We start from the raw sequence: 25,855 nt of genomic DNA on the forward strand, positions 1-25,855 counted from the left end.
TTTGAAGAACCTTTTGTTGCTTGGGGTAATGGCTACAAGCCTTGGACTTACTTCCGCCCAATTTGCACAACATAAAGTTGAAGACGAGGAAATTGACGATAACTCGTCTGACAGTCCTGTTGTCTTTAATAAGGACACAAGAAAAGACTTACCGTTTCTGAAAAATAACAAAGAGATGAGGGATTACAATGTACTCCATCGACAACTTGATGATCTTAAAAAACGAGAAGATGAACGCAAACGTAAAGAACTCAGAAAACAGCAAGAAGAACGGGAACGCAAACGAGTTAAAGAAGAAAGACGACAAAGAGAACTTGCTGAAAAGAGGGCACAACAACTTGCTGCGGTAAAAGCAGAGCAACAACGTCAGGCAGAGCTGGCCGAAAAACGAAAGAAAACCCCAGTTAGCGAACAACCTTCAAGAGAACCGCAGCCACGCAAACCTACCTCCCCCGCAACAAGTAAAGACACATTAAACATAGAATTTTCGTATTATGTTGCAATGTGTGATTCAGGTTGCACAGGTCAAACGGCGACAGGTATAGATGTTACAAACACAGTCTATTATCAAGGAATGCGTATAGTAGCTACTGATCCGAACGTTATCCCCACATGGTCAGTCATACAGTTCGATATGGGTGGACAATCAGTCCGAGCAATAGCGCTGGATACAGGCGGCTATATCAAAGGAAACAAAATAGACATGCTTGTTGGTTCAGTCGAAGAAGCGAACCGATTGGGGAGACAGGTCAAAAAAGTTGAAATAATTCGCTACGGAAAATAGTAGGACAACCTCGAAGTGTTATTTTCGGTGCTGACATCCTTATAATGTCTATGTCAAATGAAAAGAGGTGACTACTATGGCAGACTATTTCCTTAAAGATTTGAAGAAAGATGTTGCGGAGAAACTCGACTATACACAAGACAGTGTGGAGAATATCTTACGTACTGCTTTCGACATAATCGGTAACAAAGTTGCCATTGACGGGGATAAAGTTTATCTTATTGATTTCCTTAACTTAGAACCGAAAGATTATGCAGCAAAGCAAGCAAAGAACCCACAAACCGGTGAACCTATGGTCATCGCTCCGTACCGCACCATCCTCTGCAAGCCTACTAAGGCAATGAAAAGAAAACTCAAATCCAAGTTTGAAAAATAAAGAGGGCGGAAGCCCTCTTTTTTATGCCGTCTCTTCTATTGTGTTTTCTTCATCCTCGACATGCTTTTGTTTTGAAGTTTTATTTTGATCTGTCAACTCAGATACGATTTCTTCAACCACTTCAAGCTCATCTGTATTGAGCTTCATTAACCCTTTTTCTAATTTTTCTTTCCTGGCAACACTTAACTCAGGTGACCTATGTACTATCGAGAATACTAGTAGTTCCTTTAATTTCTTAGGTTTCATTGCAATCCCCTCCTCACTGTATTATTTCCTTACCTTTCCCTTGTTCCCTATTATAACCAGTACGTATAGAAAGTCAAATGTAGTACCTCTCTCTATTCCGCAACTAACTACCCCCTCGTTTCGATAACTAGTTTGGAAAGTAACACACCATACTTAGGGGGAAGATATTTATGTCTAACAGTAAAGAGTTAGTCAAAGAAATCTACAGCTCACCGGATGTTGTAGATATTGATGGATTGACCGAAGGAGGTCAGGACAACGTTAAAGTTTCGACTTTAGATGAAGCTACTCGCTACGCCTACGGTTTAGCAGAGACAAGGAAGTCTATTAAGGAATTTCAAGAAGTCGCTGAAAAAGAAATCGACAAATGGCGGTCTAAAATTGCAGAAGTCGAAGAATGGTTAGAGGCTGTTCTAACCCCTCTAAAAGCAAAAGAGGAGCACCTAGCTACGCACTTGCAGCTTTACCACATTAATCAATTCAACTCCGCTAAAACAGAGAAAGAGCAGAAAAAACTCACCTCGATAAAACTACCGTACGGGGTTACTCTAAAATCTCGTGCTCAAGCTGATAAATTCGAAGTGCACGATGTGCCGACTTATAGAGCGTACGCCAAAGAAAACAACTTGTTAAAACCGGTAGTAGAGCCTGATGTAAATTGGGGTGAATTGAAAAAGAATCTTGTTGTAAGTGATGACGGTAGAGTCTTAGACAAAAGCACCGGAGAGTTTTTGGACTTTGTTAAGGCTGTCCCGCAAGAGAGAAAGTTTGAGGTGAAGTAAATGCCCTCAAACAAGTATAACCAACTTAGAATAGAAGGTCTTCCCGACCTCCATAACAATGCCCTTTTAAAGGCGTGCCTCGAAGATTCAGACCTCTTGGCAGAATTACTACAGAGGAACAAAGATTTTATTTTCTCCATTATCACCCATTACAAGGGTAACATTGAATCCCTTAAAGAGCGCTTCAACATTTCAGAGGAAGAGTTATTGCAACACGCCTACATTGGTATACTCACAGCTCTAAGAGACTTTGATTTCACAAGAGGTGTCCGTTTTACTACTTTCGCTTATCGCCCCATCATTTGGGAAATCAATCAATTCATGTATAACGACTCACGTTTAGTTAGGTTGAGTAGAAGTGCTGTCAACTTAGTTAAAAAAATGGAGCAGATAGAAAACCAGTTAGGTTATTTCCCTAAACCTGATGAGATGTCCAGCATTCTAGGGGTTCCTCCAAGCAAGATCGAAGAAGTTCTGAGATTTGCTAAAGATCTTACTTATATAGACTCACTTCAAGATTTCGATCTAGAGGACTCTGAAATCGACTTTGAAAATGAGGTTGACGACAAAGTCTATGTACAAAGTCTGCTAGAGGAATCAGATTTAGATGAGTTTGAGTCTAAAGTGGCTGATCTCATCATGGATGGGCTTAACAACTCTCAGATAGCTGAGGCTCTCGGCGTTTACCCTATGACGATAAACAGAGCAATAGAACGCATTCGCAGTAAAGTAGCAAATGACTTCAATGACCGTCGGATATCGAAATACGAAAAAGAAATTGAATTAATTGCAGAAGAAATGGAAGAACGAAGTTGCATAATGCACATCGACGATATCAAAGACCTTTTGGATGTGTGTGGGTATACCATCGAAACCTACACCCCACGCATTCTTTACTACATTAGACAAAAAGCAATGATACGTGTAAATGAGAATCTAGTCGAATGTGGAAACCAGCATTAAAGGAGAGGTTGAAGTTGGATTACCGGATACAACTAGTTATTTCAAACGGTTATGCAGCAGACAAAGATATCTACTGCACGTGTGGTTACAATAGGAAAGTAAAGTACAGAGAAGAAGCAGGACGTTGCCCTAAATGTGGGGTAACTGAGACAAAGAAAATCAACTACATCCGTACGAACTACACGTATATAGACACCTTATTCAAAGTGATCAGTAAAACTGATCAAGGGTTTCACATAGAAGGAGAGGAATTATTTATCTCATTTGATTTACCTGAGAAGAAATTTACAATCGAATCGAAAAATGTTAGAACCTTATCCTTTAAGCTAAAGGATAAGGTAATTCAACTATCCAAGAATGGGCAAATAATGTCAGTTTCAGACTCTAATATAAACCAATTCTTTAAAGGAGCGCCGATAGAAAGAGTCCTGGACGTAATTTCTACCGACCGCAACAAAGAGTTATATAGATTTTGCTATAACCACCTAAGCTGTATGGGATATGAACGTAACAACATGTGGGGAAGAGGTCTTACACGTTTAAAGACCTACCCTGTTATTGAAACAATAGGGCTAAGCCCCTTGGTCAATCACCTTAATGACTTTTGGGTATTTCATACAACTCTCACAAGGTCAAAAGAAACTATGCCACCTCACAAGCTTCTAGGGGTCCCGAAGTTCATGCTTAATTATATAAGCCGCATGAGAACATACCCCACCTATAAACATGAACGCCTAAAGCAGTTGTGTCAGTATTTTGACGGAAATAGCCTCAAACTCATTATGGAGATCTTCGACGAAGAGAGTGACATAGACAAAGTTCCCGATATAGCTGAAACTTTAGTCGAAGTACATAGGGATTATGGCTACTCAGACCTCAGACGTACCATTCTTTATATCACAAGAGAGGTCAAACTTGAGCAAGGTATCGTCAATCCATCCGAAGCTATTACTCTCATACGTGACTTAGCACGAATGAATATTGCTATGGAAAAATCGTTCACCAAGTACCCTAAATCCTTGAAAAAGGACCATGACGTGGCATTGGCAAACTACAAAACAAGAGAAAGCGAGTTCAAACAAAAAGAGTTTGCAAAAGTAACTGAGTACGAGGATTACAGAGACTTGTCCTTCATCGGCAAGTTCTTCTCCATTATTCGGCCATCTCATGTCAGGGAGGTAATAAAAGAAGGTGAATCCCTATCCCACTGTGTTTCCTCTTATATAGATGACATTATTAAAAGGAAATGTAAGATACTCTTTCTTCGGGATTCTAAACAGCCTGATGAATCCCTAGTTACTGTGGAAGTCCGTGGTAACGTTGTCCGCCAAGTTCGAGGAAAATTCAACAGACGTCCCACAACCGAAGAAAGTGCCTTTATTGAATCATGGGCGAAGAAAAAGAATTTAGAAATACAATGTCACTAAAATACCGCAACTATTCACCAACTAAGATCGATCACTATTGTGGAAGGAGGATGTTAAAAAATGGACATCAAAAGGTTTCAAGAGTTATCCCAAAGAACCATGCCCACTATCGGTTCTCAAGTAAATGTCGAAGGTGATGAGGTGACAATGACAAAGCACCTCATCACAGCCAATTACGCTATGGGTCTTGCGGGAGAAGCTGGTGAGGTCACTGACCTTATTAAGAAGAGCGTCTTTCATGGGCATTCTTTAGACAAGGAGGAGGCTGAAAAAGAGATTGGCGATGTAATGCACTACGTAGCAGGACTTGCTACGCTTCTAGACCTCGATATGGAAACGATCTTAGATAAAAACATCAAAAAACTACAAAAGCGTTTCCCTAACGGTTTTAACTCTGCGGACAGTGTAAAGCGTGCAGATATCAGTAATTAAACAAACCCACTGGAGGTGTGAGTGATGAAAAAAGTCATTTCTAAAATCAAAGGTAAGAAAAAGAATCTCACTACATTAGGTGATGTTGTTGAACGTGTGGATTGGGCCGAAAAAGAGATCAAAGAAGCCGAAGATAAGCTGGTTGAATTATCTCAACGTATTGAAGATGGGGTGTCTGAATTAGAGAACGCTGAGAGATCCTCTGCTGCGATCGTAGAGCGTCACTTAGAGATTCAGGAAAAGGCCCGATCTCGAAAAACTGAGTTCCAGGCAAAAGGTCAAAAAGTACAAGACTTAATTAATTCTATCCAACAGGAGGTCAAATAACATGGTAGAAACTCTCTTCGCAAGCGCTACTCTTCTATTGTTTGTTGCAATCTTGACTGAATCAATTACAGAGGTGATTAAAAACCTCTTCCCTGAGGGGTTGGTGCAGGATAAAGTCACTTATATCCTCTCCATTGCTGTAGGTATTTTACTCGCATTCATCTTTGACTTAGAGCCTTTTGGGTTGGAAGGCGTTGGTGTGATTGTAAGTAAGGTTCTTATGGGGATTATAGCTAGCCGTGGTGCAAACTACGTGAACGGATTCTTGAAACGGTTTGAAATCCTACGGTAAACAAAAAAGACTACCATGTCGGTAGTCTTTTTTATTATAGCTATTAACGTAACAATTGAAGTACGTTTTGTGGTTGTTGGTTTGCTTGAGCAAGCATAGCTTGAGAAGCTTGAGAAAGAATGTTGTTCTTTGTGAACTCACTCATTTCTTTCGCCATGTCAACGTCACGGATACGAGACTCAGCAGCTGTCAGGTTTTCACCAGAAGCGCTCAAGTTGTTGATTGTGTGCTCAAGACGGTTTTGTACCGCACCTAATTTTGAACGTTGTTTAGAAACAGTATTGATTGCGTCATCAACTGTTTTAAGTTGAGCATTGAATCCTACAGTAGCAGTGTCAGCCGCATTATCTTTGAATTTTGTTACGTCGATGTCAGATACTGCTTGTCCAGTAAGAAGTGTCGTACCGTCTGTATCTAAAGCACCAATTGCTGTAGCTGCCATGCTTTCAATGTTGACAGAAAGCTGTTGACTGCTGTTAGCTCCGATTTGGAATGTTAATGATTTACCGCCAGCTTGCGAGAAATCGCCATTAAGAAGTTTTTTACCGTTAAATTCAGTACGGTCGGAGATACCGTTAGCGTTTGCTCCGCCACCGATTTCTTCAACTAGAGATTTGATCTCATCTTGGATCGCTCCAAGATCTGTACCATCTTGTGTACCTGTGTTTCCAGCTTGAACAACTAGTTCACGAACACGTTGAAGAATAGAGTGAGTTTCAGTTAATGCACCCTCAGCTGTTTGGATAAGTGAGATTCCGTCTTGAGAGTTTTTAGAAGCCATATCAAGACCTCTGATTTGTCCTCTCATTTTTTCAGAGATCGCAAGACCAGCCGCGTCATCTCCCGCACGGTTGATACGAAGACCAGAAGAAAGTTTCTCCATGTTCTTTTGTGCCGCACCGTTGTTTGCGCCTAAACGGTTTAATGTGTTAAGTGCTGCGATATTGTGGTTAATTCTCATTTTTTGTTACCTCCGTGTAATGTTTTTTGGAAACCTCTTCGATATCCTTATCTGGCGAGATTTCCGTCCGATGAATTCGAAACTCTTTTGGAGCGTCTATAGCAATTCTCACTTGATTTTTTCTATCTTTGATCTTGAGGACCGTAATCTTAATCTCATTCCCTATTGAATCTGTTATAATGAAAGATTCTTCGTATTGTCTAGATATTACAAGTGCCATGCTATTTTTCTCCTCCTTGAGCTTGTCATTCATCCCTGACAATTAATATATCGACGATGGGTATTAAATGTTTATAGATTTTCTTTAAAAAATTTTTCAACAAATAAAAACCGCCCGTAAAGGCGGTTTAATGTCCCACTTTAAAACATCACATTCCATGTATTGTATCCAACAATACCGTCTACTCCCAAGAAAGGGAATTTAGATTGGTAGTTCTTTACAGCCTTTTCTGTCGCTGCACCGAAGTCACCGTCTACACTAATCTTCAATGCTCTTTGAATCGCTTCAACGTCTTTGCCGTGTGCCCCTCTTTTTACAGGAGAGCCTGGGTATGGTCTGACAGGCTTATGTTTAAGGTACTCAGCTAGCCGAGCGTCTACCTTTTTCATTGATGTTTTCTTTGCAGTATTGGAAGATGGTGTACTTGCACTCTTATACCCAACAAGGACTTTTTGACCAACCTGCAATTTAAGTGGATTAATTCCTGGGTTTAACTTTTCAATGTTTGCTACTGTGGTTTTGTAGTCGACTGCTAAGTGTGAAAGTGTTGGACTATTCTTAGAGATTGTCCCATAGATTGGACTCTTACCACTATCTGTGGTTTTACTTTCCTCCTGGATAAGTAATGTGCTTCCAATTTGAAGAGCAAGAACATCGATCTCAGGATTTAATGCTTTTAGTTTTGCCACTGTAGTTCCATACTCATTTGCAATTTTATACAGAGTATCTCCTGAAACCACCTTATGTGTCTTCCCACTTTTTACAGACGCTGTTTGTGGTTTTGCTGATTTACCGGAACACTCTTTGTATTCGGCGGCCACATCAGTTATCAGCTGGTTGTAAGTTTTACCGATATGTTTCAGACCGTTAGATGGATCAATTTTACGCTTAGGGTCTAAAGTTTCGTGACCCACAATATCACGTTTAGGGTCTAAGCCGAACTTATAGCAAAGATAAGCTAAAATCCAAACATATCGAGCATAAGATTTTGCTCCATCGATGTTCCCTCCCCAACATAACTCAACTCCGATCGCTGCGTCATTTGCGTCCGCACCAAACATTCTATTATCTGTTGTTACATTGTAGATAACATGGTATGCTCGTTCAGGCGTTCCAAGTACCGCTGGAATGCACTCTCTGATACACTCGTCATCGACAAAAATTTGGGCACTTGCTGCAATGGTTGGTGAGTTTCGATAATAGTTAATATTACCTTTCGCTGTAGATCCTGGGTTTCCAGTGTCGTGGGCTACAAGGAATCTTACGTTTATCTTTCCTCCAGGACGTCTTTTAGTGCCTGTAGGCAATAAATCTGAAATAATATCGTATTTCATCTTAAAACTCATACGGCATAACCCCTTCTACTTTTTGTTGTTTTCAGGATCAAAATTATCCCCATCTTGATCCGCAGTCACATTATAAGTTGGAGTCTTGCCCTCTTCTCGTTTACTGCGGAAAGGTTCTGCGACAAAGTTCGCCACATTCATACCGACAATACTAAAAATCAAGACTTTGACTAAGTCTAGTAAATTAGCTGTAATATCTCCGTTATTGAAATGTGAATAGAGGGCGTAACCGAATCCGGCTAACGCCATCACAACCAATACTGAAAATCTTGTCTCGTCTACTGACAACCCATCTTTCCAGTAGCTACCTTTTTTAACCTTCTTCAAACTATCCCCTCCTTTGCAGTTCTTCCCTTAGTTGGTTGTTAACCATAGTTAAGGAGTGTACTTGTCTCTCCAACGCTTCGTTCCGAGTCGTTAGTTGCTGTACTTGAGTCTCTAAAGAGAGATTAGATTTTGTTAAACGTTCCACCTCTGATGTTAGCCCTTTAACTTGATTTTGGTAGGCTAACATCATCTCTTTTAATTCAGTTCTAAACTGCTTTTCGTCCTCAGAAAGTAACTGACGATCATTGATAGTCAAATCCTTCTTGCTAGAGTTACGGGCTACCAGGTAACCGAACCCCCCTGTGACAAACATCCCTAGAACAGAAGCAATAGCGGAAATAAAGCTGTCTTTCATCTCAACCGTCACCTACCTTTACCACTAAATATAGAGTCGTGCGCCGATCCTACCAACACTTGACACTTAACATAATCTCTTGTATAATTGTGTTATGTTAAGTCGAAAGGGATGATTCCTTGAATTACGCTAATAGATTTGAAACACATATGAGAGTAGAAAAAGACTTATCTGATAACACAATCTCCAACTATATGAGGGACCTTGGCAAATTTACCGACTACATAGATGTCGATCTGATAGATGTCACCCCGGACCATGTACGAACCTTTATCTCACACCTCTCCAAAAATGGTTTAAAGCGCAACTCCATTAACCGGGCACTTTACTCACTTAAATCCTTTTATAAGTACCTCAAGGAGGTAGAAGGAGTCATACAAGCTACCCCCACTGATGGGATAAAGGTAGGTTCTCGTGAAAAATCGTTGCCTAAATTTCTCTCAAAAGAGGATGTGTTACGTCTTTTGGAAACTGCCAGCAGAGAAGGAGTAAGAAGCCGCCTTTACGTAGAGCTTTTGTATGGATTGGGTGGCCGTGTCGCTGAGGTTGCTGCCTTACGTGTCGAAGACATAGATTTTGAAGGTAATTATATCCGTCTGAGGGGTAAAGGAAATAAAGAAAGGCATAACCCAATACACGAAAGCTGTATTCAACTTATACGGCAATATATCAAAGATCTAGGGATAACCTCAGGATTTTTATTCCCGCATAGGTTCGATAAATCAAGACATGTAACAAGGGAAGCGATATTCCTCAATATAAAAAATATTGCTGATAAAGCCGGTATAGATAGAAACCTCGTCAGCCCTCACGTCTTCCGGCACAGTTTTGCCACACACTTGTTGGATAATGGATGTGACATGGCCATTGTCCAAGAGTTTTTAGGGCATGAGGACATCTCAACAACTAAGATTTATGCCAAGGTTACAAGAGGAAACAAATCAAATAATTATAAAAAATTCCACCCTCTTGCCTGATAGCATTATAGTTTAATCGAACTAAAAAATAGCCTTACCCACGAAGGGTAAGGCTATTTCCATTTACATAATATAGGCGTAAGGGTAAGCTGTTATTACTTCGATACCGGAGCTTAAATCGTTAGATATTTTTATCACAGCTATCGCTTTAAGATCAGAATTGTTACTAACCCTGATTCTGATTACGCCGGTTAATTCAGAGTATTCATATATATTAATTGTACTAACAAGATCCCCTTCGCCAAATGACTGAATTTCTACTGATCCGGTTAATTCACTTACTTGGTTTATTGTAAGGGAGCCATAGATATCAAGAGATTCAAAGAATCGAACAGACACATGGGATGGTAAGTCACCAGTACCCCAATTACGAACTGAAATTGAAGCACTTAATTGGCCTCCATCGATCCAAGGGTCATTCCATGCTCTGATTTCTGCGGAAGCCGCTACATCACAAGAATCTGATTTTCTGATATCAATTAAGCCTAATTTATCTTGATACCTAGATTTATTCACAGACACAGTTGAAGGTAGACTATCTGTATATCTAATAAACCCATCGATCGACAGGTTAGAGTCCTGAGCTAACCGAACAATAATGTTACTAGGTAACTCGTGACCCATATTGACACGGACGCCGACACTAGATCCTAGGTTACCGGAAGCTATCCCTAGATAAGACATAAAATCAGATACACGTCTCACCCGCACCGACAGCGATCCGACTAAGTTTTTAAGCCCATTGTTGGGAACAGTCAACGAAGATTGAAGGTTACCTGAGAGAATAGTAACCGTAGAATACTTATCAGCACTCATTCGTAGATTTACAGTTGAGGGTAGCTCTTCTCGGTCTCCCTGTGGAACATGTATTGCAGAAACCAAGTCGTTAGAGAGGCTTCTTCGAACGACAACTTGCCCGCCTAGTAAAGATTTTTCGTATACTTTAATATACGATTTTAAGTTAGGGTTTCCTATGTTACCTTTCCCAGGAAGATCATTTCTATAACGGACATAAACGGAAGATTGTTGATCCCCTTTACCTTCTGCCCGTACTACGATTGAACAAATAAACTGAGCACTCTCTTTTATCTCCAGTGTCCCATAGAGTTCAAAATTTCTTGTTACCCTAAAACCAGCAGTTAGGTTATCTCTAGTGTTTTCTCCGTTAGATGTTACCCGTACCGATAACTGTGAATCGAAATCTTCCCTATTCAATACATAAATACTTGAATCTTTGTTCGTCTCAGATATACTGAGATTTGAAACTAGCTGCCCTCCGTCCTGATCCGAGTCTCCCCACACCCTGACCTGTAGACTACCTTTTAGATCATTTCTGTACAGGACATAGACTTCACCTAGTTTATCCTTCTCATTGGCTGCAATAAAGCTCGATAGATCCGTCGAACTCTTTTGTCTAATTGAAATATACCCATCTTTAAAATCGTAATGCCCACCGAATCGGGGTGTTACAGATCCACTTAATTGAGGACGGCTTACTACAATTCGTGAAGTTATGTCTCCTGGAGCCTTGACATACATGTCTCCCGGGACATCTTCCCAAAAGTTGTACTGCTTGACCTTTACTTGAGATTTTAAATCCTTTTCTGTTGAATTCCTAATGCTCAATTCGGATAATAGGTGGCTATCGTCGATTGTGTATACAACCATGTCATAATATTCGACTAGCAATTCAGGCCGTCTTTCGGTGTTTTCTCTAGTATAGAAGCCTTTCATGAGGCTTCCTAGCTCATTAACTGCCTTTAGCATAAAACCGAAATTCGCTTTTTTGCCGCTATGCCAATCCTTGACAAGAGGAGTTACATCAATTTCTGTGTACTTTCCGGTCGTATTGTCGAGCACATAAGTCGTAGAGAACCCTTCTTTAGCGACCCTAGGTTGAGAATCCCAGGTTACACTAAGCTCATTCCACTGGTCCATTAATTCATTTATCTGAACTGCTTGACTTACGCCTCTCCCGTCATTGTAGATACGGAGGATTGCTTTACCGATCTCTGTGTTATCCTGTGGCACTTCATTAATATCGAATCCAACAAGAGACCTAAACGTCTCAGGAAAAGGTGATTGGACCTTTCCTACATACATTTGCGTTTCGGTACCGTAATTAATCTTAGGGAGATACGATCGTACAAAAGCGTCTCTCACAGAATAAAGAGTCTTTATAACTTTTGGTCGTTCTCTCAAGTCGTACCTAGCCACCATACCGCCTTTTGGCGTCAATCTGATCATAGATTTTAGATCAGAAACTTCCTTAATGCTAAGCTGAGAAGTTAGCCAACCAAAATAGATAGGGGTTATATCGTACTCGGCCTGTAAATGTGTTTTTAGGTTTATAAAAATTTCAGAAGGAAGCTCACTAAACTCCTTGATACCTAGGTATGTTGGGAGTTCATTTAAGTAAGTAGGGGTTAACTCGTATTTAGCACCCATCGATGACTGGGTCGGTATTGAGATCGTTGAGAGAATATCACTTTTGGCTGGTACAGTGATGTCTCCCTTTAAGTCATCTAAGTGTATGCCTTGAATCTGATAAGTCGCTGTGACTAAAGTTCTTGTATTAACCTTAACAACACTCAGCATATCCTTAGTGGAATAAACTGTAATGTCTGACAGCATGTCGTCTTTGGCTATGCCGTCAATAGCGTACTTTATTTCCATATGCCTATTCGTTATTAGATTTACACCGACTACCGATGGCAAGTCTGCTCCGGTCTTAACTAAGACTTCCCCACCCAAATCTGATCCGCCTACCTGCTGAGAAGCGTACCTAGCAGACATCCTTATTTCTTGCAAGCTTACTGTAATGTTCGAAAGCAGGTTAGGCGAAACAACTTTCAAGGTAGACTCTAAATCCTCAACATGTAGCGGGTTAACCCCGTACCTTGACTTAAACGTTGCAATCGATGTGACGGATATACTCGAAAGCAGGTTATTGTGATTAGTTACCCTTAGGGAGCTTTGTAGATTATCCTCTGTAGAAATTTCAATCCCGTATTTGCCCCGCATAGAGACAATGGGATTTACAACTACTGTTCCTTTTACATCCCTACATTCCTTAACGTTTGCAGTTGAAGATAAATCGTCAAACTCTTTTTTTATTATTCTATATTTACTTTCCAGGTAACCAGTTATACCTATTCGGAGTGTACTTTGCAGTTCATCCCTGTAAAGGATTAAACCCCTGCCTCTTATTTCACTTTCCTGTCCACCACTTAGCATTCCTTGGTCATAGCTATCGGATATCTCGTCGAACGTTAGGGGTCTGTTGTATAAACGCAGGACGGATATCTGTCCTTCGAAATACGATTGGTTTCCGGCACAATATTTTCCAACCGCAAGGTCACAAGAGTCAGCCTTATAGTCGCCTGCCTCAGGTAAACTGAACCCCTCGGGAGCTGCATTTCTTAATCCCCAAAGCCTCTCACCGTCAAATACTAATGCGATGTGCGTCCATTTTTTAACCGCCACCCCATTAAAAGTAAAGCGACAGTTTTGCGACTCCGTTGTAATCTGTGCCCTAAACTCATTGGAATTTTGATCGTAGTACAGGGAGAACCCTTGTTCATCTTCTTTACCAAAAGAAAGGATATACCCTGTGTTGGACGGTCTAATCCAAGCCTCCAGGGTAAATCCTTCATTTCTCGGTATTAGCTCTTCAAATCTATCAACAGTCGTGTAGTTAGACGAACCATTTAGACTAAGGGAGTAAGGGTCTCCATTTATATTCTCTCCGACCCAACCCCTGTCCGTAGAAAAATCAAAATTTGTTAAAGTAGCGCTATGATTTTTATACGTCAAGTCAAACCATGTCTCTGTAGGACGGCTATTCAAACCCTGACTCTTACCGTTGTCCGCTAAAGCAGCATGTAAATGTAGTATTAACCCATTCAAAGGATACATCTATATCACGTCCAATCCCATTGTATTGAGACGACTTTCTCGTTAAGCAGGACTAGCCTTTGCCTTCAAATCGAAAGTCCCGCCTTCTTGTACAGTCACATTCGAGCTAAAGCGAACAAAGAACTTTTTAGAATCTCCAATAGGTACCGTCCCGCTGAAAACGATATCGTTCGTTGGGACAAAGGGGTTATCTGTTAGGCTAAGCTCAACAGTAATACCGTCTTTTACAGACTCGCTATTAACCCAAGTCTTTAGCTGGACGACTGGAAAATCCGCATTATTCTGCAACCATACAGGGAAAGAACGTGATGTTTCACCGGCCACCAACGTACCATAATCTAGATAACGCAATACATTTCCTTTCTCGTCGGTATAATACTTACCGATTTGATTTCGAAATCCCAGTATAGGTAATTCGGGTTCCTTGAATTCTAATAGATTCGGGTCCCCTCCGTAGTTTTCATCGAAGAAGTAAGTATCCCTAAAGTCCCAGTCAGTTGACTGGTATGTCCCAGGGTGCCTGATCTCAGCTGTGTATTTAGGGGTCATCTCAAATTCTTTCAACATGCCGCCACTGGACCGTTGTTGATCGTAATATAACTGCTCTCTAGTCACTTTATATTTGTAAGTGTAGCTGGCATTGGCAGCGTAATACATCGCATTACCTGCTACAGTTTTAGCAAGAACTATTACACGCCTAAACGTAAATGTGGAGTCAGTAACATAGGTATAGGAATAGCCGAACACCCCTCCGCTTTTAGAACATTGCGTTGCCATGTCCGCTGCTGATATGACATCTTCGATAACGGTACCCGTAGCATAGTTCACATATCTACCTACAATTCCTCCAAAAACGCCGCCATATTGAACCCACTGCCCCCTTGCGGAACTTCTGTATATCTTGGCATAGCTGTCCATCTGACCTACAATGCCTCCGGCATAATCAGCGTTCATAGTCAAGGGTCCATTAAATGTACAATCCCTTACTTCTGCATATGTCTCCAAACTACCTACTAATCCGCCACCGATACCTTTAAAGTCTAACTTAAAGTTTTGGAATTTAGTGACCTTACAATTTTCAATTCTCCCGTTTCCGGTTTGAGATGAAGAGAGAGATCCAACCACTGCACCCGATGGTCCTCCAGCAGTAATAGTCACATCCACCAGCTCTAGGTTTTTTATAATCCCTTGATTGACGTACCTAAACAAACCACAGTAACTCTCATCAGGCCTGTTAATATAGAGATTTCCGATAGACCTCCCATTACCGTCAAAAGTACCGTAGAAGGCTTGATTTGCCCATCCAATCTCTTTGCCTTCGTGACCTATAGGGAGCCACCCTTTCCCAACAGCAGGATACTCAAGCACCAGGTCTGTCTCTAATCGGAAGTTAGCATACAAGTAATGCCTTACCTGCTCCAGGTCAAACGAATTTTGGATAAGGAATGGTTCTTCTTTCGTACCCTTACCTTTTGAATATCTAATAAATCGTCTGTTTTCCGGGTATCCGCCATTTACCTTATAGTCACCAAGGTGCCATTCATTCCAAAAATCAAAACCTTTCCCTTCAAATGTATCCTTTCTTTTCAAATCAGAAGTTTTTCTACCCTGAGCCGCACCAGCTGAGGTTGTAAATCCTGACTTGTCTGTATCGTAGAAGTTGTCGTCCCCGAGAACCCCTGCTTTATATGACCCTGCAAATCCACCTTTATTTGATAAATTCTGAGCTATAGTCGTGTCAACAACTTTACCGGTCGAAAAAGACTTATAAATATTTCCATTCTCCAACCTGCCGATAAACCCACCTAGGCTATCTCCGTCAGATTTTACTTGGGCATGTGAGTAGGATCTGTAAATATTCCCTGAATTCTTGTAACCAACTAAGCCTCCAGTATACATTCCGTTTTTGCCTTTATTCTCAACCGTACCTGAGATAACTGCACAGTCATACACATCTCCGTCACACCGTCCTGCTAATGCACCCACATAATTCCCACTAGCGTTGACGTTTACATTGGTTAGTTTAACTCTTTTAATCACTCCACCCGTTTGGTTACCAAACAAACCAACGTTATCCCCTGACGAATTAATGTATAGATCTTTAATTTCAAAACCTCGGCCATCGAAGTATCCTGAAAAATTCTGCACTGGGCTAAATCCTGAACCTGTTTGGTGAGCGGTCATTATTATATCTCGATCTTGAATAAAATACGCAGTCGGGTAGGTGCTCAGTAGAGAAAGATCACTTTCTGTTGAAATGGTGTATGGGCTGCTCTGTGTCCCGCCACCGCCGGAGAAGTGATCCACATAGATATAAGTCTTACCTTCCGACTTCAAATAAAATGGCCGTTCTTGGTCATTTTGTGTTTTAGGCTCAACGAACAATATTTCAGGGTTACCGTTCTTATCGGGGTCCGTAGCAATAAAGACTTTGTCATAGTCATCTTTCGAAAGGATGATGACTCCGCTGGTGCTTGACGCCCCATCTACCCAAGTAAATTCACGAGGGTAATGGATTCCCGCTTCCGCCAGCTGGTCTGAGAGGCTGGTTACACGCTCCCTACTACGTACCGATATTGGGGATGGGTCATCAGTATCGAGGATAATCTCACTGACCATGTGGGTTTCCTGGAATACATCATAAAGCAATCCTAGGTCTTCCTGATGGACTACTTCGGATATGTTTTCCCAATTACCGTCCACTAATATCTGTATAGGGTAGTTGTATGTCTTTAGGTGAGTTTTACCATCAATTACTTCTATAGTATAGTTGCGGATTTTTTCAGAGTCTTTGACGATACTTCCGTTCAAGTTGTAGTTAACACCGTAAATAATATTAAGTAATTCTTCTTTAGTTAGTTTTACTGAACTACCCATTTAAGTTCACCCCCGACATTTGGTTTTAAAGGTGCCTGTGTCTCTAGAAGTTCCCTGCCATTGCTGACGATAATAAATTTACCGTCCATCTCCTTGTCAGCTACAAGCCAAAAAGTAATGTAGGCTGGCTCATTTAAAGGCAGGTGTACAATAGCTTTAAAATGGAAGGAGACACCGTCAATATTTAAGTTGGTCTTAAAACCTACATTGTACTGTAGAATACGGTTAGAAAAAGTACCTTGTCCTTTAAAACCCGAAGTTAGCCCCGACGCCTGAGCGTCCTTATAAGTTATGATATCGTCAATATCGTATTTAAAATCTCCGTTCAAGGGCAGCCTTTTGCCGTTCACTTCATAAGACACGTGAATACGACGACCAGCTACATTTAGAACCCCATCTCGTTCAAAGTAGATTTTCTGACCATGCCCTACGAGTCCAAAGCGAAAGAGCCTGTCTCTGTCGATCTCATAAAAACTATTTTCTTCCTTAGTAGCGAAGTCAAATTCAGATAGGTGAGTACCGTCAGGGTACTCAGCCATCCAAATAAAGTCCTGTGCCACTGGAGATTTTGAATATAGTTCACTCTGCATAAACATTTTATCTCCCCTTACCTCATTGCATTGAAGTCTGATCTTAAACGTACTGGTAAGCCACACGTGTTAAGAAGGCTACGTTTCCTGCTGTTGCGTTACCCGGAACATCTGCACGTAAAATAACCTCTGCATAGTTACCTTTCGCACTTTCCTTGTTTCCATTATTTTTCACTCCCAAAATCTCGTTAGCATTTGGGGAAAATGTCCCGTCTTCGTTTGTGGTATTTCCGCTTGCTTGGATTGGGTGTGTTGTAAGGCCACCAATGTTTGTACGGCCTGTCTCTCCCGCAGAAACTACAGTTACCTGAACCCACTGGTTAGTTACAAGTTCTCCTGTATTACCTCCAGCACTATCCTTGGTAGTAATAGTACAATTAGTCATCGTAGAGAGGTCTGTCGTGCCGCCAAAGTTGTTCCAGATTAAAACTCCAAAATCTGATGAGGGTGTTCCTGCGTCTATCGTTCCAATATTCCAAGAACTTACTGCTCCTGAGTTATCTTGTTTTCGCCAATTGACCTGCGGTGCTGCCATAAATAATTACCTCCTAAATTAAAATATAGTGTCTACAGCCTAATGATCGCTGCACACACCTCTATAGTTGCGGATCGCTATTCTTCCTCCACGTCTAATTCAACAACTAACTCAACCGTTATATCCCTTACACCTTCTCCCGCTTCAATGACATTAACCCTAAAATGGTCATCTTCATTCACAGTTTCGAGAGAGGGTTTAAAAGAGTAAGGTTCTGTAGAAGTCCTATTTGATTTGTTTTTAGCGTCAATAGTGATCTTGTTTTGAAATACACTCTCCCATCTAGGGACGGTATCATAAGCCACTTGATCACATTTCTCGATATCGATTGTGGTAGTCGTAGCTCCTGAGGTTCCACACGAGGCGTAGGAGTTTACTAGCTTCCCCCTATAAGGAAAACGGACTTCTGTCTGAACAGGTCCCGCTTTCACAAGGGAAGGGATAATAAAAACCATTACTTTTTTTGATACTTTGCTGATTCTTCTTGAGTTGAGTTGTGCCCTGTTATACCCCATGTAATCCATTAGTTCATCCCCTTTCGGATGGGTTATGCACATTATAAGAACGAAACTGACAACATTAACCCTTAACAGAAAACCCTCCTAAGAAGGAGGGCTTAAATTACTTTATTTCGTTTCTAAGTGTCTACTCTGACCGATGTACGTAATAACCTCCTTGTGGCTGGATCATATGAATATCCTTTAGTTACCTTGTTTAGAAGGCTTCCTGAGCTATCGGTGTAGTATATGGTTTCGGTCTTCATCTCACCTTTTATGTGTGGGTCTTCATCTTCGTAGTAAGTAAATTCCCGGACAAGGGAGTAGTCACCGGTAATTATTTCACGTGTGATCTGATCTCTTGAATTGTGCTCATAGGCTATGTCTACCTCGGCAGTTCCTCCGTACACGACCTCTAGTTGTCTCTGTATCTCATCTAACCGTTCATCAAGAGTTCTAGACGGTTCATCTCCATCCTTAAATCTACGAGCGTCTGTTATTTCCTTCTTTAACTCGTAGAATTCGGTGCCGCTGACTGTTGCCTGTCCTCTGCTACAATATTGGTTTTTATACACCTCTATATATATCTGATCGCCTATTTTGAGGTTGAGCGGGTTCCCACTTTCATCAACATCTAGCAATAACCGGATATGTTGATCATCAACTTCATTGTAGGAAATACCTTCATTTAACCGTCTCCCGTTTAGGTACACTTTTAGAAGTCCCTTATTTATCTCATAAGTGTGCCCTGTAGGTATGGTGGGATTAACTTTTCCGTAAGTATCAAGGAAATTCTGATCCACAAATAGAAGTGTTTCCTCCCAGTCTTTCGTTACAGGGCTGTACCTGTGTAATGTCATTTTGGTACCCATATCCTCTCCCCCTAATCGTTATTGATTTCTAAGAAGAAGTGCGTCGGGCGCATACTCTGTTTTATATCCTCATCGACCGCTGCCGTTGATTTAGCTACTCTCACCCAAAAATCTTTTGATTCTCCGGCCGCTAGTGTACCTACTGTAAGAGAAGAGTCCTCATAAGTCCCCGGAGTACCGGAGTTATCCGGTGCAAGGTCACACCACTCCCAACCAAACTCTTCTCCATAAGCTGCTATACTTATCCGTACATTTTCTGCAATATTTCCAGTGGTATCATTAATGATCGTCATCTTTTGCTCATTAATTTCGTTTTTAAGCGGGCCTATGTTAGTCGGGTTAATCTCACTTAGGTCATGTCCCTTCCAAGAAACTTTTAGGTCTGTACCTCTAAGGAATACGTCTCCCCCGTACATTTCCGCTACTTCTGCCTGTTCGTCAACCAATACATAATTTCCGTTTCCGTCTTTGTCATAGATGTTGATTTTCCCTTTAAAGGGTACGCTAGGCAATTCAATATCTATTCCTGAATACCCCTGCGGAACAATCTGCTTACTTACTGGACTCATTGAATCAGCGTCAAGCAACTCCACCTTACACATACTACTAACGTTTCCTATGCTAATGTGAGTACCCCTACATAAAATGACCCTATCAATGGAGAGGGGAGTATATCCAGTTCTTGGGGTGCCTTTCAACACTACCCCTGCCATAGATGGGTCAATACAAATTGTCGAGTCGAAGAGTTCCCATGCTTTATTCTTCTCTGCGAAAAACGTCCAGAGGTTCTGCCTCTTTACGGCACGCCAAATGTTGTAGGCTCCCGACTGGACGCTATCCTCACTCTCTAAGAACTCCACTTTTTCAAGAGCATTTTTCCAAATGACTAATCCTCCCTCATCTCCCAAATATTGAGGATTATAGTTCGCATGGACCTGGATTAGAAGTTCAGACTCGTTTTGAGGTAAAGAGAATAAAGCATTGGTACTTCTGTCGGTAGGGTTGTGGTTTAGAGTTAACCGTTTATCCACTTCACTGTAATCATAGGAGTCAGAGGGGGACACAATCCAACGTGTGTCAAGTGTTTCAAAATTGTCGTCGAAAATAAGCCCACTCTGTACTCTATGGATACTCAATTCAAATTCCTCCTATCTAGTTTTCTTGTTGTCCCAATTATTCCACGCTGGGTAGTTCTTACCCATTAGCAGCCAAACCTTACCTTTTTTATTCAAGTCAGTTCCAGGATCTTTCCAAGGCGGTTCAGGAGGTAATAACCCAATACCTAAATCATCATCAATTTCTTCTACTGAATACTCCCTATTTGGTTTTTCTGAGAAAGTTTCTCTAGTTAACTCTAGGATAGCTAGACGGTCTTTTTGACCTTCATCCTCACCAGAGACAGAAATTAAGAATGATTTGGCTTTGTCTGTTACTTCGTCAACATTTATATGGATTTCCCCTGCGGATTCTCGTTTACTGTTTTCTTCATCCTCAATTGTAATACGGTATGATGAAGAACTATTTGCTGTGCTCTCCGTATCCATAGACATTATAGACGACCTACTCTTATCCGCTTCGTCATCTTCGTAAAGCTCTAAGATTCGTTCAGAGTTTTTCTCAGACTCTTCCTCTTCTGTAATACTTATTAACCGGCGGCTACCTTTTTCGACGATCTCATCTTTATTTAATACACCATCATCAAATGTCTCAGACGATGTAAACAGAGAATGTTCTTCAACAAACGAGTCTAATTCCATACTAGGGTTAGCGTTATCTTGTACGACTAGAGTTACTTCTGACTCTTTCTTTGAAACTGATAAACTAAAGTCTACCACTTCAATTTCCTCGTCTTTTGTTGTACCCGATCTATCAGTCCCTTCGACTACAAGGTCTACTTTTTCACTCCCTCGTGTCCATCTGTCTTCTAATTCTAATGTAATGTCAGATGTGGATTCAGTTTTACCGTGATTAGGATTCATTATCACAAAATCTAAATCCTTTTTAGTCTGACCTAGAGTGCCAAAGTCAAGGGTGAAGTCTTCTGTCCCCTCTAACTTGGATAACGTTAAGTGGTATTGATTGTAGAGGTCTACAACACCTTTCTTACCCTCTGCTTTTTTGTAGCTGTCTAAGGTGATGTCCGTGCAGTCTTGTATTGAAACAGCCTCCGGGGTAGGATCTAATAAAGTTTCCTCGATTTCGTCTAAATAGCCGCTATCCAGCTCTTCATTGAAGACGTCTAAACTGCTTGCATGAGGGGCTCCAGTTTCATCCTTCTCCATGCTCGAAACTAAAGTTAGTTGGTTCACGGTACTTACATCGACTCCATCCACCTGCACATCTCCACCTGGTTTGGATGGTTCAGCTTCAACGGAAGATCTTACTATCGTTTCCTTTGTCGTGCTTTGTTTTGAACCTCTCCCTGAACCCTCAATCACGGTAATGAGTACACTTTCTCCAGGGGACGGTATATCTTGAGACTCAGCAGCTACCTCAAATTCCGTGTAGCCCAGTATTGCATTTTTGGCGTTTTCAACAAGAACATCGCTACCACCCTTAGTTTCCGCTAAAAGTTGTCTACCTATTTGTGCTTCATCTGAGTATCTTTTTAAGTAAAGTTGATCTTGACTCTCAAGCTCAACCCAAAAATCGGACAGTCGGTTATTGAGAGAATCTACCTCAAACAGCGAAGTATCAAGTACATTGTTCGAGACTAAACTCACCTCTATATCGGTGGTGAAGGTATCCTGAGAGTCTTCAACGGCATACGCAGAGGTTTGCGAGAACAGAGGTGCTTCCGACATGGTCTCCGATTCTTCACTTTTTTCTCTATGTTGAATAACAACGTCGACAGATGATTCTCTCTTATTATGTGTACTCCACCCATTCAGCTCACTTTCGAGGTACTGTTCGTCTACTACAGATGACAAACCCGACTCAATTTCTATCCCACAATAACTATCAGCAGCATAGCTGGAGTTAAGCTCTAATGTCCCCCAATCAAACACCCTTGTTTGAGGAAAGGCCTTTTCCTCTGCGGTTACTTCACTTGCGTGTTCTTCAACCGTATATTCCACTAACGAACCGTATTCAATTTTACTTTCCTTTTCTAAAGCTCCATTAAAATTCTCACCTTGGTCGATAAGAACTTCGTTTTCCCTACTTGCCGCTTCCCCTATAATCCCTGACTCAAGTGACCCATCACCAGAATAGTTTTGACTCATGCGCTCAGAGGATTCAATCGTTACATCAAACGGGTTTGTTGAGTCTCCTGCCTCTCTGGTATACAGCTCCACATCTTGAAAATTATCCGTAAGCTCTGTATATTCTGCTTCTAAGACTACTCCGGTCGTTACTTTATTTTCTCCTCTACTTCCAGTGAGAATCTCACCTTTATTGGCATGGTTTCCACTCATCGAATAAGCGCCTTCTATTGAACCCGCCCTTTTAGGTTGGATTTTATCTAATGCCCCACCACTACCCAATGAGATGTTTTTATATTCAAAGCTCTTCGATATGTTCGAGCTATTGGACTGCTGTATAGGAGCCGAAGAGTTCTCCAACTTTGTCGACCTTTGCTCACTCCACAAAACCTGAGTTGTCGCTTGTGACTCACTCAAGTCTTTTGGTTGACCTGTGTAGTTGACTACATTAACATCTAAATCCTCAGTGTAAAGCCTCTGACTTTGCTTCACTAAACTTGATTGTTGTTGCTCTGATTCTCCCAAACCATAGGTCATTCCTATTGGCGTGGTGAATGTTTCATTGAATCTCGCAACTTTAACAAGGTCGGAGAAAGAACTTTTATCCTCAAAGGCCAATAGGGGTGAAATCCTTGAATTAACCACTTCACTCACACTACTTGGAATTATAGGCATGGCCTTGGCCCCTCCCTTTAACTCCTGTATCTCCGATTGATAGAGAATCCCCCTTGAGTCGGCCATATTCAGATCAATTATTTCAGATTTCTCAACCCCCTTTGCAGTCTCCGTCTTTATGGTATTAAATCTTGCCCCAGCATTGTAACTGGCCTCTAGGTTACTACTGTATAACCGGTGAGTAATCGCCTCCATTCTAGCAACGACAAGTACAGTTTTTTCTGTATCTGCCTGAACTTCACCAACCCTTACCACAAGTAGATCGTTTACTTCTTGGGGCTTATCTCCAGTAAACACTGATACTCCAGTGTCAGGTGACTGATCAATGCCGTAAAAGGGCATTGGACTGAACCCCTTCAAATCCGACGGTAATCTTGCTTCCAAGTTAAATTTAAGATAGTCAAGTATATCCTGTTCAATTATCTGACCGTTACCTTGTTTAACACCTTCCGTCTGTAGGCCCATTAAGGAAGTTTGTTTTATGTTCTTCGCAGCTGCCTGGTCTGCGAGTAATGCATATTTCTCATTAAGAGGATGGCTGACCTCCTGCTTAAATAAAGAACCTTCGTGGGAGGTTTTGGCTCCCTTTTCGATTTCACTGTCGGTATCTGCTATAGAGTATGCGTTCCCAAGTTTCAGTATTGCAGGCTGAGACCCTTCAATTACACTTTCCGTTTCAACGCTAACTGCGGATTCAATATTTACCTTTCGTTTCACTTTAGTACCTAGCTTGATGTCCCTCGCCACCCAAGCGCTATACCTATTCCAAGGTTCGAAAGATACAGGTACTTGGTTAGTATTGGGGATGTTTTCGTGGCGGTTAAACATCAGTACATAACCCTTTTTAGTATAAAAAAGGGCAGTGAAACTGAGTAAATAGCGCTTGCTTTTACTCATTGTCCACCACCCACCTTTCCAAAGAATATCCCTTGCCTCCACACTAGTGGTCGAAGCAAACGTTTATTCTGTTGAGGTTATTATAAATTTTCTTTCAAAAACCCAAGCCCAATCGGTGCATAAGGAGTCATATTTGCCAACAGAAACGGCGTTCTTGGGGTATCTGCTAAGGTGTACCGATAAGTCTGTTCGTAGTCATAGTCCATAATGACTTCAATGCCGTCAATCGGCGCTGCCCCTAGAATTAGTTTTTTATTAGACCCGTCTACTGTAAACTTTCCTTCCTCGGGAGGGGTGCTAGGATCAAACTCTACATATTCAGCTTGAGTCAGGGTTGTACATCCTGTGTCACTGACAAGACGAATCTCAATGTCACCATCTATTACTGGTTTATGGAATAGATGAAATTCCTTAGTGAATCCGTCACCTGTACCAACGTGCTCACTGTTCGATGTCTCTTTAACCTCTAACTCATCGAGCTGAGCGATATTCTTAGGATGGATAGCGTAAACTTCATCTAACCTTCCGACATACCCGTCAGCTGGATGGACAATATACATCGGTGAAATATGGTACTTACCTGAGTATACCGATGGGTTAAATCTAGATTCGTTACTTGGGTCAACGTCAGCGTCATGTGTAATAAATGCGAGATAGTGTTTTTGATACATTGCCCCGCCTACCGTACGTTGCACCATGACTGAGCTGTTTCCATTAGATGTATTGACTCCGTAATCCACTTTATTTCTCCCGATCTTCAACCCTGAGCTGTACCCTATTTCATCTTCGGATCTCGCTCCTCCAATAAGCACATTATTTAGTCTAGGGGTCTTCCCAATTGTAGAGAGACGGCCAATATACAACGGTGCAAAGTAAGTGCTCTCAGGATCAGGGGCAGGGTCCAATCTAAAGTAAGACACGATACGGTCTTTTGTGATATTTCCCCAAAAATAAACTTGAGAGTCACGTCCCCACCCTAATCCCATCTCTTCCTGGGGGATGAAGGAAACTGCTGTTGGTACAGATGGATAAATAAAACGAACTGCATTATAAGCGGCACCCATCAATTCCGTCGGTACTGATGGGTTGAAAGGCAATACCTCTATGTCACCATAGCTACCGTTAGAATCTTTAATCGCTTCGATTTCATAATCGGCGTATAAAGCTAAAGGTTCTGTCCCCTCATTAAATGTTACAGTGCCCTCATCATGGTTGACCGTATAATCAGCAGGATCGATAGGATCGGTACCATCGACGGTTTCATAAAATTTGTAAGAGTTTTCCCTGATTCGCTGGTTACCGGGTAGGATTTTAAATCTGAAAACTCTTTCCGCTTCGTCCAACAGTTCAGCTTGATTCGGGTTTTCTGATCGAAGTATCAACTTAGTTGGGATAAATCCCTCAAAAGTAAAAAACCACAATCGTTTAACAACGTCAGGAGCATTGTCAGTCAGTGCGTATGTAGCTCTAAGTACGCCCGACTGACTTTCCTCAAAGGTTATTGTCCCTTTTTCCCCATCTACAATGTACGGAGTCTCGGTAGGTTTCACCATCTCCCCACCCTCTCGGTACACGATGACACTTGATGGGACTATCGGTTTAACCTTGACTTCAAAAACTGTATTTAGTTTTGTTGCCCCATTTGGCGTAACGTCCTTTAACTCTCCTAGAAACGTGTCTTTTGAGATAACCGGCTCTTCTCCAAACGGGGTTACTTTTCCTCCGTACCCCGTTGTAAAGCCAAAGTACCGGTGTTGGTTATCACTCCCCTGCGATTCAAACAGGTATGTCTCAGCAAAAGTTTTACGGTATGGGTCCTTGACTCCGTTTTTATCAGTTAACTGGGCAAATGATCGGTATTTACCTAGGGTACTCCACCCTCCCGCATTAAATAGCGCCTCTAAATCAGTCGGAAGCAACTGCACCGATAGATCAATATCAAAGAACCCATCTACATTAATTTTCGACATTCTTAA

Annotated in this window: 24 protein-coding genes; 9 read left to right on the plus strand and 15 right to left on the minus strand. The window is 41.4% G+C overall.

Going from position 1 to position 25,855, the window contains the following annotated elements:
* Window position 1 precedes the first annotated feature (1 nt).
* Window positions 2-784 carry a 3D domain-containing protein gene (locus tag V756_RS1000000123050; RefSeq protein ID WP_155906197.1) on the plus strand — a complete coding sequence of 261 codons (783 nt, stop codon included), beginning with the start codon at window positions 2-4 and terminating at the stop codon, window positions 782-784.
* A 76-nt stretch (window positions 785-860) separates the two neighbouring features.
* Window positions 861-1,160, plus strand: a complete 300-nt coding sequence (locus V756_RS01000000122130) for an HU family DNA-binding protein (protein ID WP_024714317.1) — start codon at window positions 861-863, stop codon at window positions 1,158-1,160.
* Between the two features lie 21 nt (window positions 1,161-1,181).
* Here the strand turns inward: V756_RS01000000122130 and V756_RS0108680 are convergent, their stop codons facing one another.
* Window positions 1,182-1,406 (minus strand): hypothetical protein, encoded by a 225-nt coding sequence (locus tag V756_RS0108680; protein ID WP_024714318.1) that lies wholly within the window; start codon window positions 1,404-1,406, stop codon window positions 1,182-1,184.
* A gap of 170 nt (window positions 1,407-1,576) precedes the next feature.
* Between V756_RS0108680 and V756_RS0108685 the strand changes: the two genes are divergently transcribed.
* The 6 genes from V756_RS0108685 to V756_RS0108710 all read left to right on the plus strand — a co-directional run bounded on the left by V756_RS0108685 (window position 1,577) and on the right by V756_RS0108710 (window position 5,629).
* Entirely contained in the window at window positions 1,577-2,188 is a 612-nt protein-coding gene (locus V756_RS0108685; RefSeq protein ID WP_024714319.1) for a host-nuclease inhibitor Gam family protein, read from the plus strand.
* Between the two features lie 96 nt (window positions 2,189-2,284).
* Window positions 2,285-3,151, plus strand: a complete 867-nt coding sequence (locus tag V756_RS0108690; protein WP_255210024.1) for a sigma-70 family RNA polymerase sigma factor — start codon at window positions 2,285-2,287, stop codon at window positions 3,149-3,151.
* 14 nt (window positions 3,152-3,165) lie between these two features.
* The gene (locus tag V756_RS0108695) at window positions 3,166-4,578 is read left to right on the plus strand and encodes a PcfJ domain-containing protein (protein ID WP_024714321.1); all 1,413 of its coding nucleotides are present in this window, start codon (window positions 3,166-3,168) and stop codon (window positions 4,576-4,578) included.
* 60 nt (window positions 4,579-4,638) lie between these two features.
* Window positions 4,639-5,010: a nucleoside triphosphate pyrophosphohydrolase family protein gene (locus tag V756_RS0108700; RefSeq protein WP_024714322.1), complete on the plus strand. Its 372-nt coding sequence runs from the start codon at window positions 4,639-4,641 to the stop codon at window positions 5,008-5,010.
* 24 nt (window positions 5,011-5,034) lie between these two features.
* Window positions 5,035-5,337, plus strand: a complete 303-nt coding sequence (locus V756_RS0108705; RefSeq protein WP_024714323.1) for a hypothetical protein — start codon at window positions 5,035-5,037, stop codon at window positions 5,335-5,337.
* Between the two features lies 1 nt (window position 5,338).
* A complete protein-coding gene (locus V756_RS0108710) occupies window positions 5,339-5,629 on the plus strand; it encodes a hypothetical protein (protein ID WP_024714324.1) in 291 nt (96 codons plus the stop codon).
* 43 nt (window positions 5,630-5,672) lie between these two features.
* Here V756_RS0108710 and hag read toward each other — a convergent pair whose 3' ends face one another.
* The 5 genes from hag to V756_RS0108735 form a co-directional block, all read right to left on the minus strand.
* Window positions 5,673-6,590 carry a flagellin Hag gene (gene hag, locus V756_RS0108715; RefSeq protein WP_024714325.1) on the minus strand — a complete coding sequence of 306 codons (918 nt, stop codon included), beginning with the start codon at window positions 6,588-6,590 and terminating at the stop codon, window positions 5,673-5,675.
* Window positions 6,580-6,810 carry a carbon storage regulator gene (locus V756_RS0108720; RefSeq protein WP_024714326.1) on the minus strand — a complete coding sequence of 77 codons (231 nt, stop codon included), beginning with the start codon at window positions 6,808-6,810 and terminating at the stop codon, window positions 6,580-6,582. The genes hag and V756_RS0108720 overlap by 11 nt, the downstream gene beginning before the upstream one ends.
* Window positions 6,811-6,950: 140 nt before the next feature.
* The gene (locus tag V756_RS1000000123055) at window positions 6,951-8,156 is read right to left on the minus strand and encodes a LysM peptidoglycan-binding domain-containing protein (RefSeq protein WP_024714327.1); all 1,206 of its coding nucleotides are present in this window, start codon (window positions 8,154-8,156) and stop codon (window positions 6,951-6,953) included.
* 15 nt (window positions 8,157-8,171) lie between these two features.
* Window positions 8,172-8,483, minus strand: coding sequence for a hypothetical protein (locus V756_RS0108730; protein WP_024714328.1), 312 nt, complete (start codon window positions 8,481-8,483; stop codon window positions 8,172-8,174).
* A 1-nt stretch (window position 8,484) separates the two neighbouring features.
* Complete coding sequence (locus V756_RS0108735) at window positions 8,485-8,838, minus strand: sbcc family protein (RefSeq protein ID WP_024714329.1); 354 nt, start codon at window positions 8,836-8,838, stop codon at window positions 8,485-8,487.
* 119 nt (window positions 8,839-8,957) lie between these two features.
* Between V756_RS0108735 and xerA the strand changes: the two genes are divergently transcribed.
* Window positions 8,958-9,815 carry a site-specific tyrosine recombinase/integron integrase gene (xerA, locus tag V756_RS0108740; protein ID WP_024714330.1) on the plus strand — a complete coding sequence of 286 codons (858 nt, stop codon included), beginning with the start codon at window positions 8,958-8,960 and terminating at the stop codon, window positions 9,813-9,815.
* 63 nt (window positions 9,816-9,878) lie between these two features.
* Here the strand turns inward: xerA and V756_RS0108745 are convergent, their stop codons facing one another.
* From V756_RS0108745 to V756_RS0108785, 9 genes are all read right to left on the minus strand, one after another.
* Window positions 9,879-13,631, minus strand: coding sequence for a DNRLRE domain-containing protein (locus V756_RS0108745; RefSeq protein ID WP_217996153.1), 3,753 nt, complete (start codon window positions 13,629-13,631; stop codon window positions 9,879-9,881).
* Between the two features lie 144 nt (window positions 13,632-13,775).
* Window positions 13,776-16,610: a hypothetical protein gene (locus tag V756_RS0108750; RefSeq protein WP_024714332.1), complete on the minus strand. Its 2,835-nt coding sequence runs from the start codon at window positions 16,608-16,610 to the stop codon at window positions 13,776-13,778.
* On the minus strand, window positions 16,595-17,200 hold the full coding sequence (locus V756_RS0108755; protein ID WP_370444918.1) for a hypothetical protein: 606 nt from the start codon (window positions 17,198-17,200) through the stop codon (window positions 16,595-16,597). The genes V756_RS0108750 and V756_RS0108755 overlap by 16 nt, the downstream gene beginning before the upstream one ends.
* A 43-nt stretch (window positions 17,201-17,243) precedes the next feature.
* Window positions 17,244-17,735: a hypothetical protein gene (locus tag V756_RS0108760; RefSeq protein ID WP_024714334.1), complete on the minus strand. Its 492-nt coding sequence runs from the start codon at window positions 17,733-17,735 to the stop codon at window positions 17,244-17,246.
* A gap of 77 nt (window positions 17,736-17,812) precedes the next feature.
* Window positions 17,813-18,259, minus strand: a complete 447-nt coding sequence (locus tag V756_RS0108765; RefSeq protein WP_024714335.1) for a hypothetical protein — start codon at window positions 18,257-18,259, stop codon at window positions 17,813-17,815.
* Window positions 18,260-18,372: 113 nt separating this feature from the next.
* Window positions 18,373-19,104, minus strand: coding sequence for a hypothetical protein (locus tag V756_RS0108770; protein WP_024714336.1), 732 nt, complete (start codon window positions 19,102-19,104; stop codon window positions 18,373-18,375).
* Window positions 19,105-19,115: 11 nt separating this feature from the next.
* Window positions 19,116-20,240 carry a hypothetical protein gene (locus V756_RS0108775; protein ID WP_024714337.1) on the minus strand — a complete coding sequence of 375 codons (1,125 nt, stop codon included), beginning with the start codon at window positions 20,238-20,240 and terminating at the stop codon, window positions 19,116-19,118.
* 12 nt (window positions 20,241-20,252) lie between these two features.
* Window positions 20,253-23,879: a hypothetical protein gene (locus V756_RS0108780; RefSeq protein ID WP_024714338.1), complete on the minus strand. Its 3,627-nt coding sequence runs from the start codon at window positions 23,877-23,879 to the stop codon at window positions 20,253-20,255.
* 80 nt (window positions 23,880-23,959) lie between these two features.
* Complete coding sequence (locus V756_RS0108785) at window positions 23,960-25,849, minus strand: hypothetical protein (protein WP_024714339.1); 1,890 nt, start codon at window positions 25,847-25,849, stop codon at window positions 23,960-23,962.
* Window positions 25,850-25,855 lie beyond the last annotated feature (6 nt).

Origin of the sequence: Bacillus tequilensis KCTC 13622 (assembly GCF_000507145.1) — a bacterium.
GTDB lineage: Bacteria > Bacillota > Bacilli > Bacillales > Bacillaceae > Bacillus > Bacillus tequilensis.

Excerpts from the sequence above, each read along its gene's own strand:
- V756_RS0108765 (WP_024714335.1), bottom strand. The coding sequence starts at position 18,259 with ATGGATTACATGGGGTATAACAGGGCACAACTCAACTCAAGAAGAATC.
- V756_RS0108705 (WP_024714323.1), top strand. The coding sequence starts at position 5,035 with ATGAAAAAAGTCATTTCTAAAATCAAAGGTAAGAAAAAGAATCTCACT.
- V756_RS01000000122130 (WP_024714317.1), top strand. The coding sequence starts at position 861 with ATGGCAGACTATTTCCTTAAAGATTTGAAGAAAGATGTTGCGGAGAAA.
- V756_RS0108700 (WP_024714322.1), top strand. The coding sequence starts at position 4,639 with ATGGACATCAAAAGGTTTCAAGAGTTATCCCAAAGAACCATGCCCACT.
- V756_RS0108770 (WP_024714336.1), bottom strand. The coding sequence starts at position 19,104 with ATGGGTACCAAAATGACATTACACAGGTACAGCCCTGTAACGAAAGAC.
- hag (WP_024714325.1), bottom strand. The coding sequence starts at position 6,590 with ATGAGAATTAACCACAATATCGCAGCACTTAACACATTAAACCGTTTA.
- V756_RS0108710 (WP_024714324.1), top strand. The coding sequence starts at position 5,339 with ATGGTAGAAACTCTCTTCGCAAGCGCTACTCTTCTATTGTTTGTTGCA.
- V756_RS0108680 (WP_024714318.1), bottom strand. The coding sequence starts at position 1,406 with ATGAAACCTAAGAAATTAAAGGAACTACTAGTATTCTCGATAGTACAT.
- V756_RS0108760 (WP_024714334.1), bottom strand. The coding sequence starts at position 17,735 with ATGGCAGCACCGCAGGTCAATTGGCGAAAACAAGATAACTCAGGAGCA.
- V756_RS0108720 (WP_024714326.1), bottom strand. The coding sequence starts at position 6,810 with ATGGCACTTGTAATATCTAGACAATACGAAGAATCTTTCATTATAACA.
- V756_RS1000000123055 (WP_024714327.1), bottom strand. The coding sequence starts at position 8,156 with ATGAGTTTTAAGATGAAATACGATATTATTTCAGATTTATTGCCTACA.
- V756_RS0108755 (WP_370444918.1), bottom strand. The coding sequence starts at position 17,200 with ATGCAGAGTGAACTATATTCAAAATCTCCAGTGGCACAGGACTTTATT.
- V756_RS0108735 (WP_024714329.1), bottom strand. The coding sequence starts at position 8,838 with ATGAAAGACAGCTTTATTTCCGCTATTGCTTCTGTTCTAGGGATGTTT.
- V756_RS0108685 (WP_024714319.1), top strand. The coding sequence starts at position 1,577 with ATGTCTAACAGTAAAGAGTTAGTCAAAGAAATCTACAGCTCACCGGAT.
- V756_RS0108750 (WP_024714332.1), bottom strand. The coding sequence starts at position 16,610 with ATGGGTAGTTCAGTAAAACTAACTAAAGAAGAATTACTTAATATTATT.
- V756_RS0108785 (WP_024714339.1), bottom strand. The coding sequence starts at position 25,849 with ATGTCGAAAATTAATGTAGATGGGTTCTTTGATATTGATCTATCGGTG.
- V756_RS0108780 (WP_024714338.1), bottom strand. The coding sequence starts at position 23,879 with ATGAGTAAAAGCAAGCGCTATTTACTCAGTTTCACTGCCCTTTTTTAT.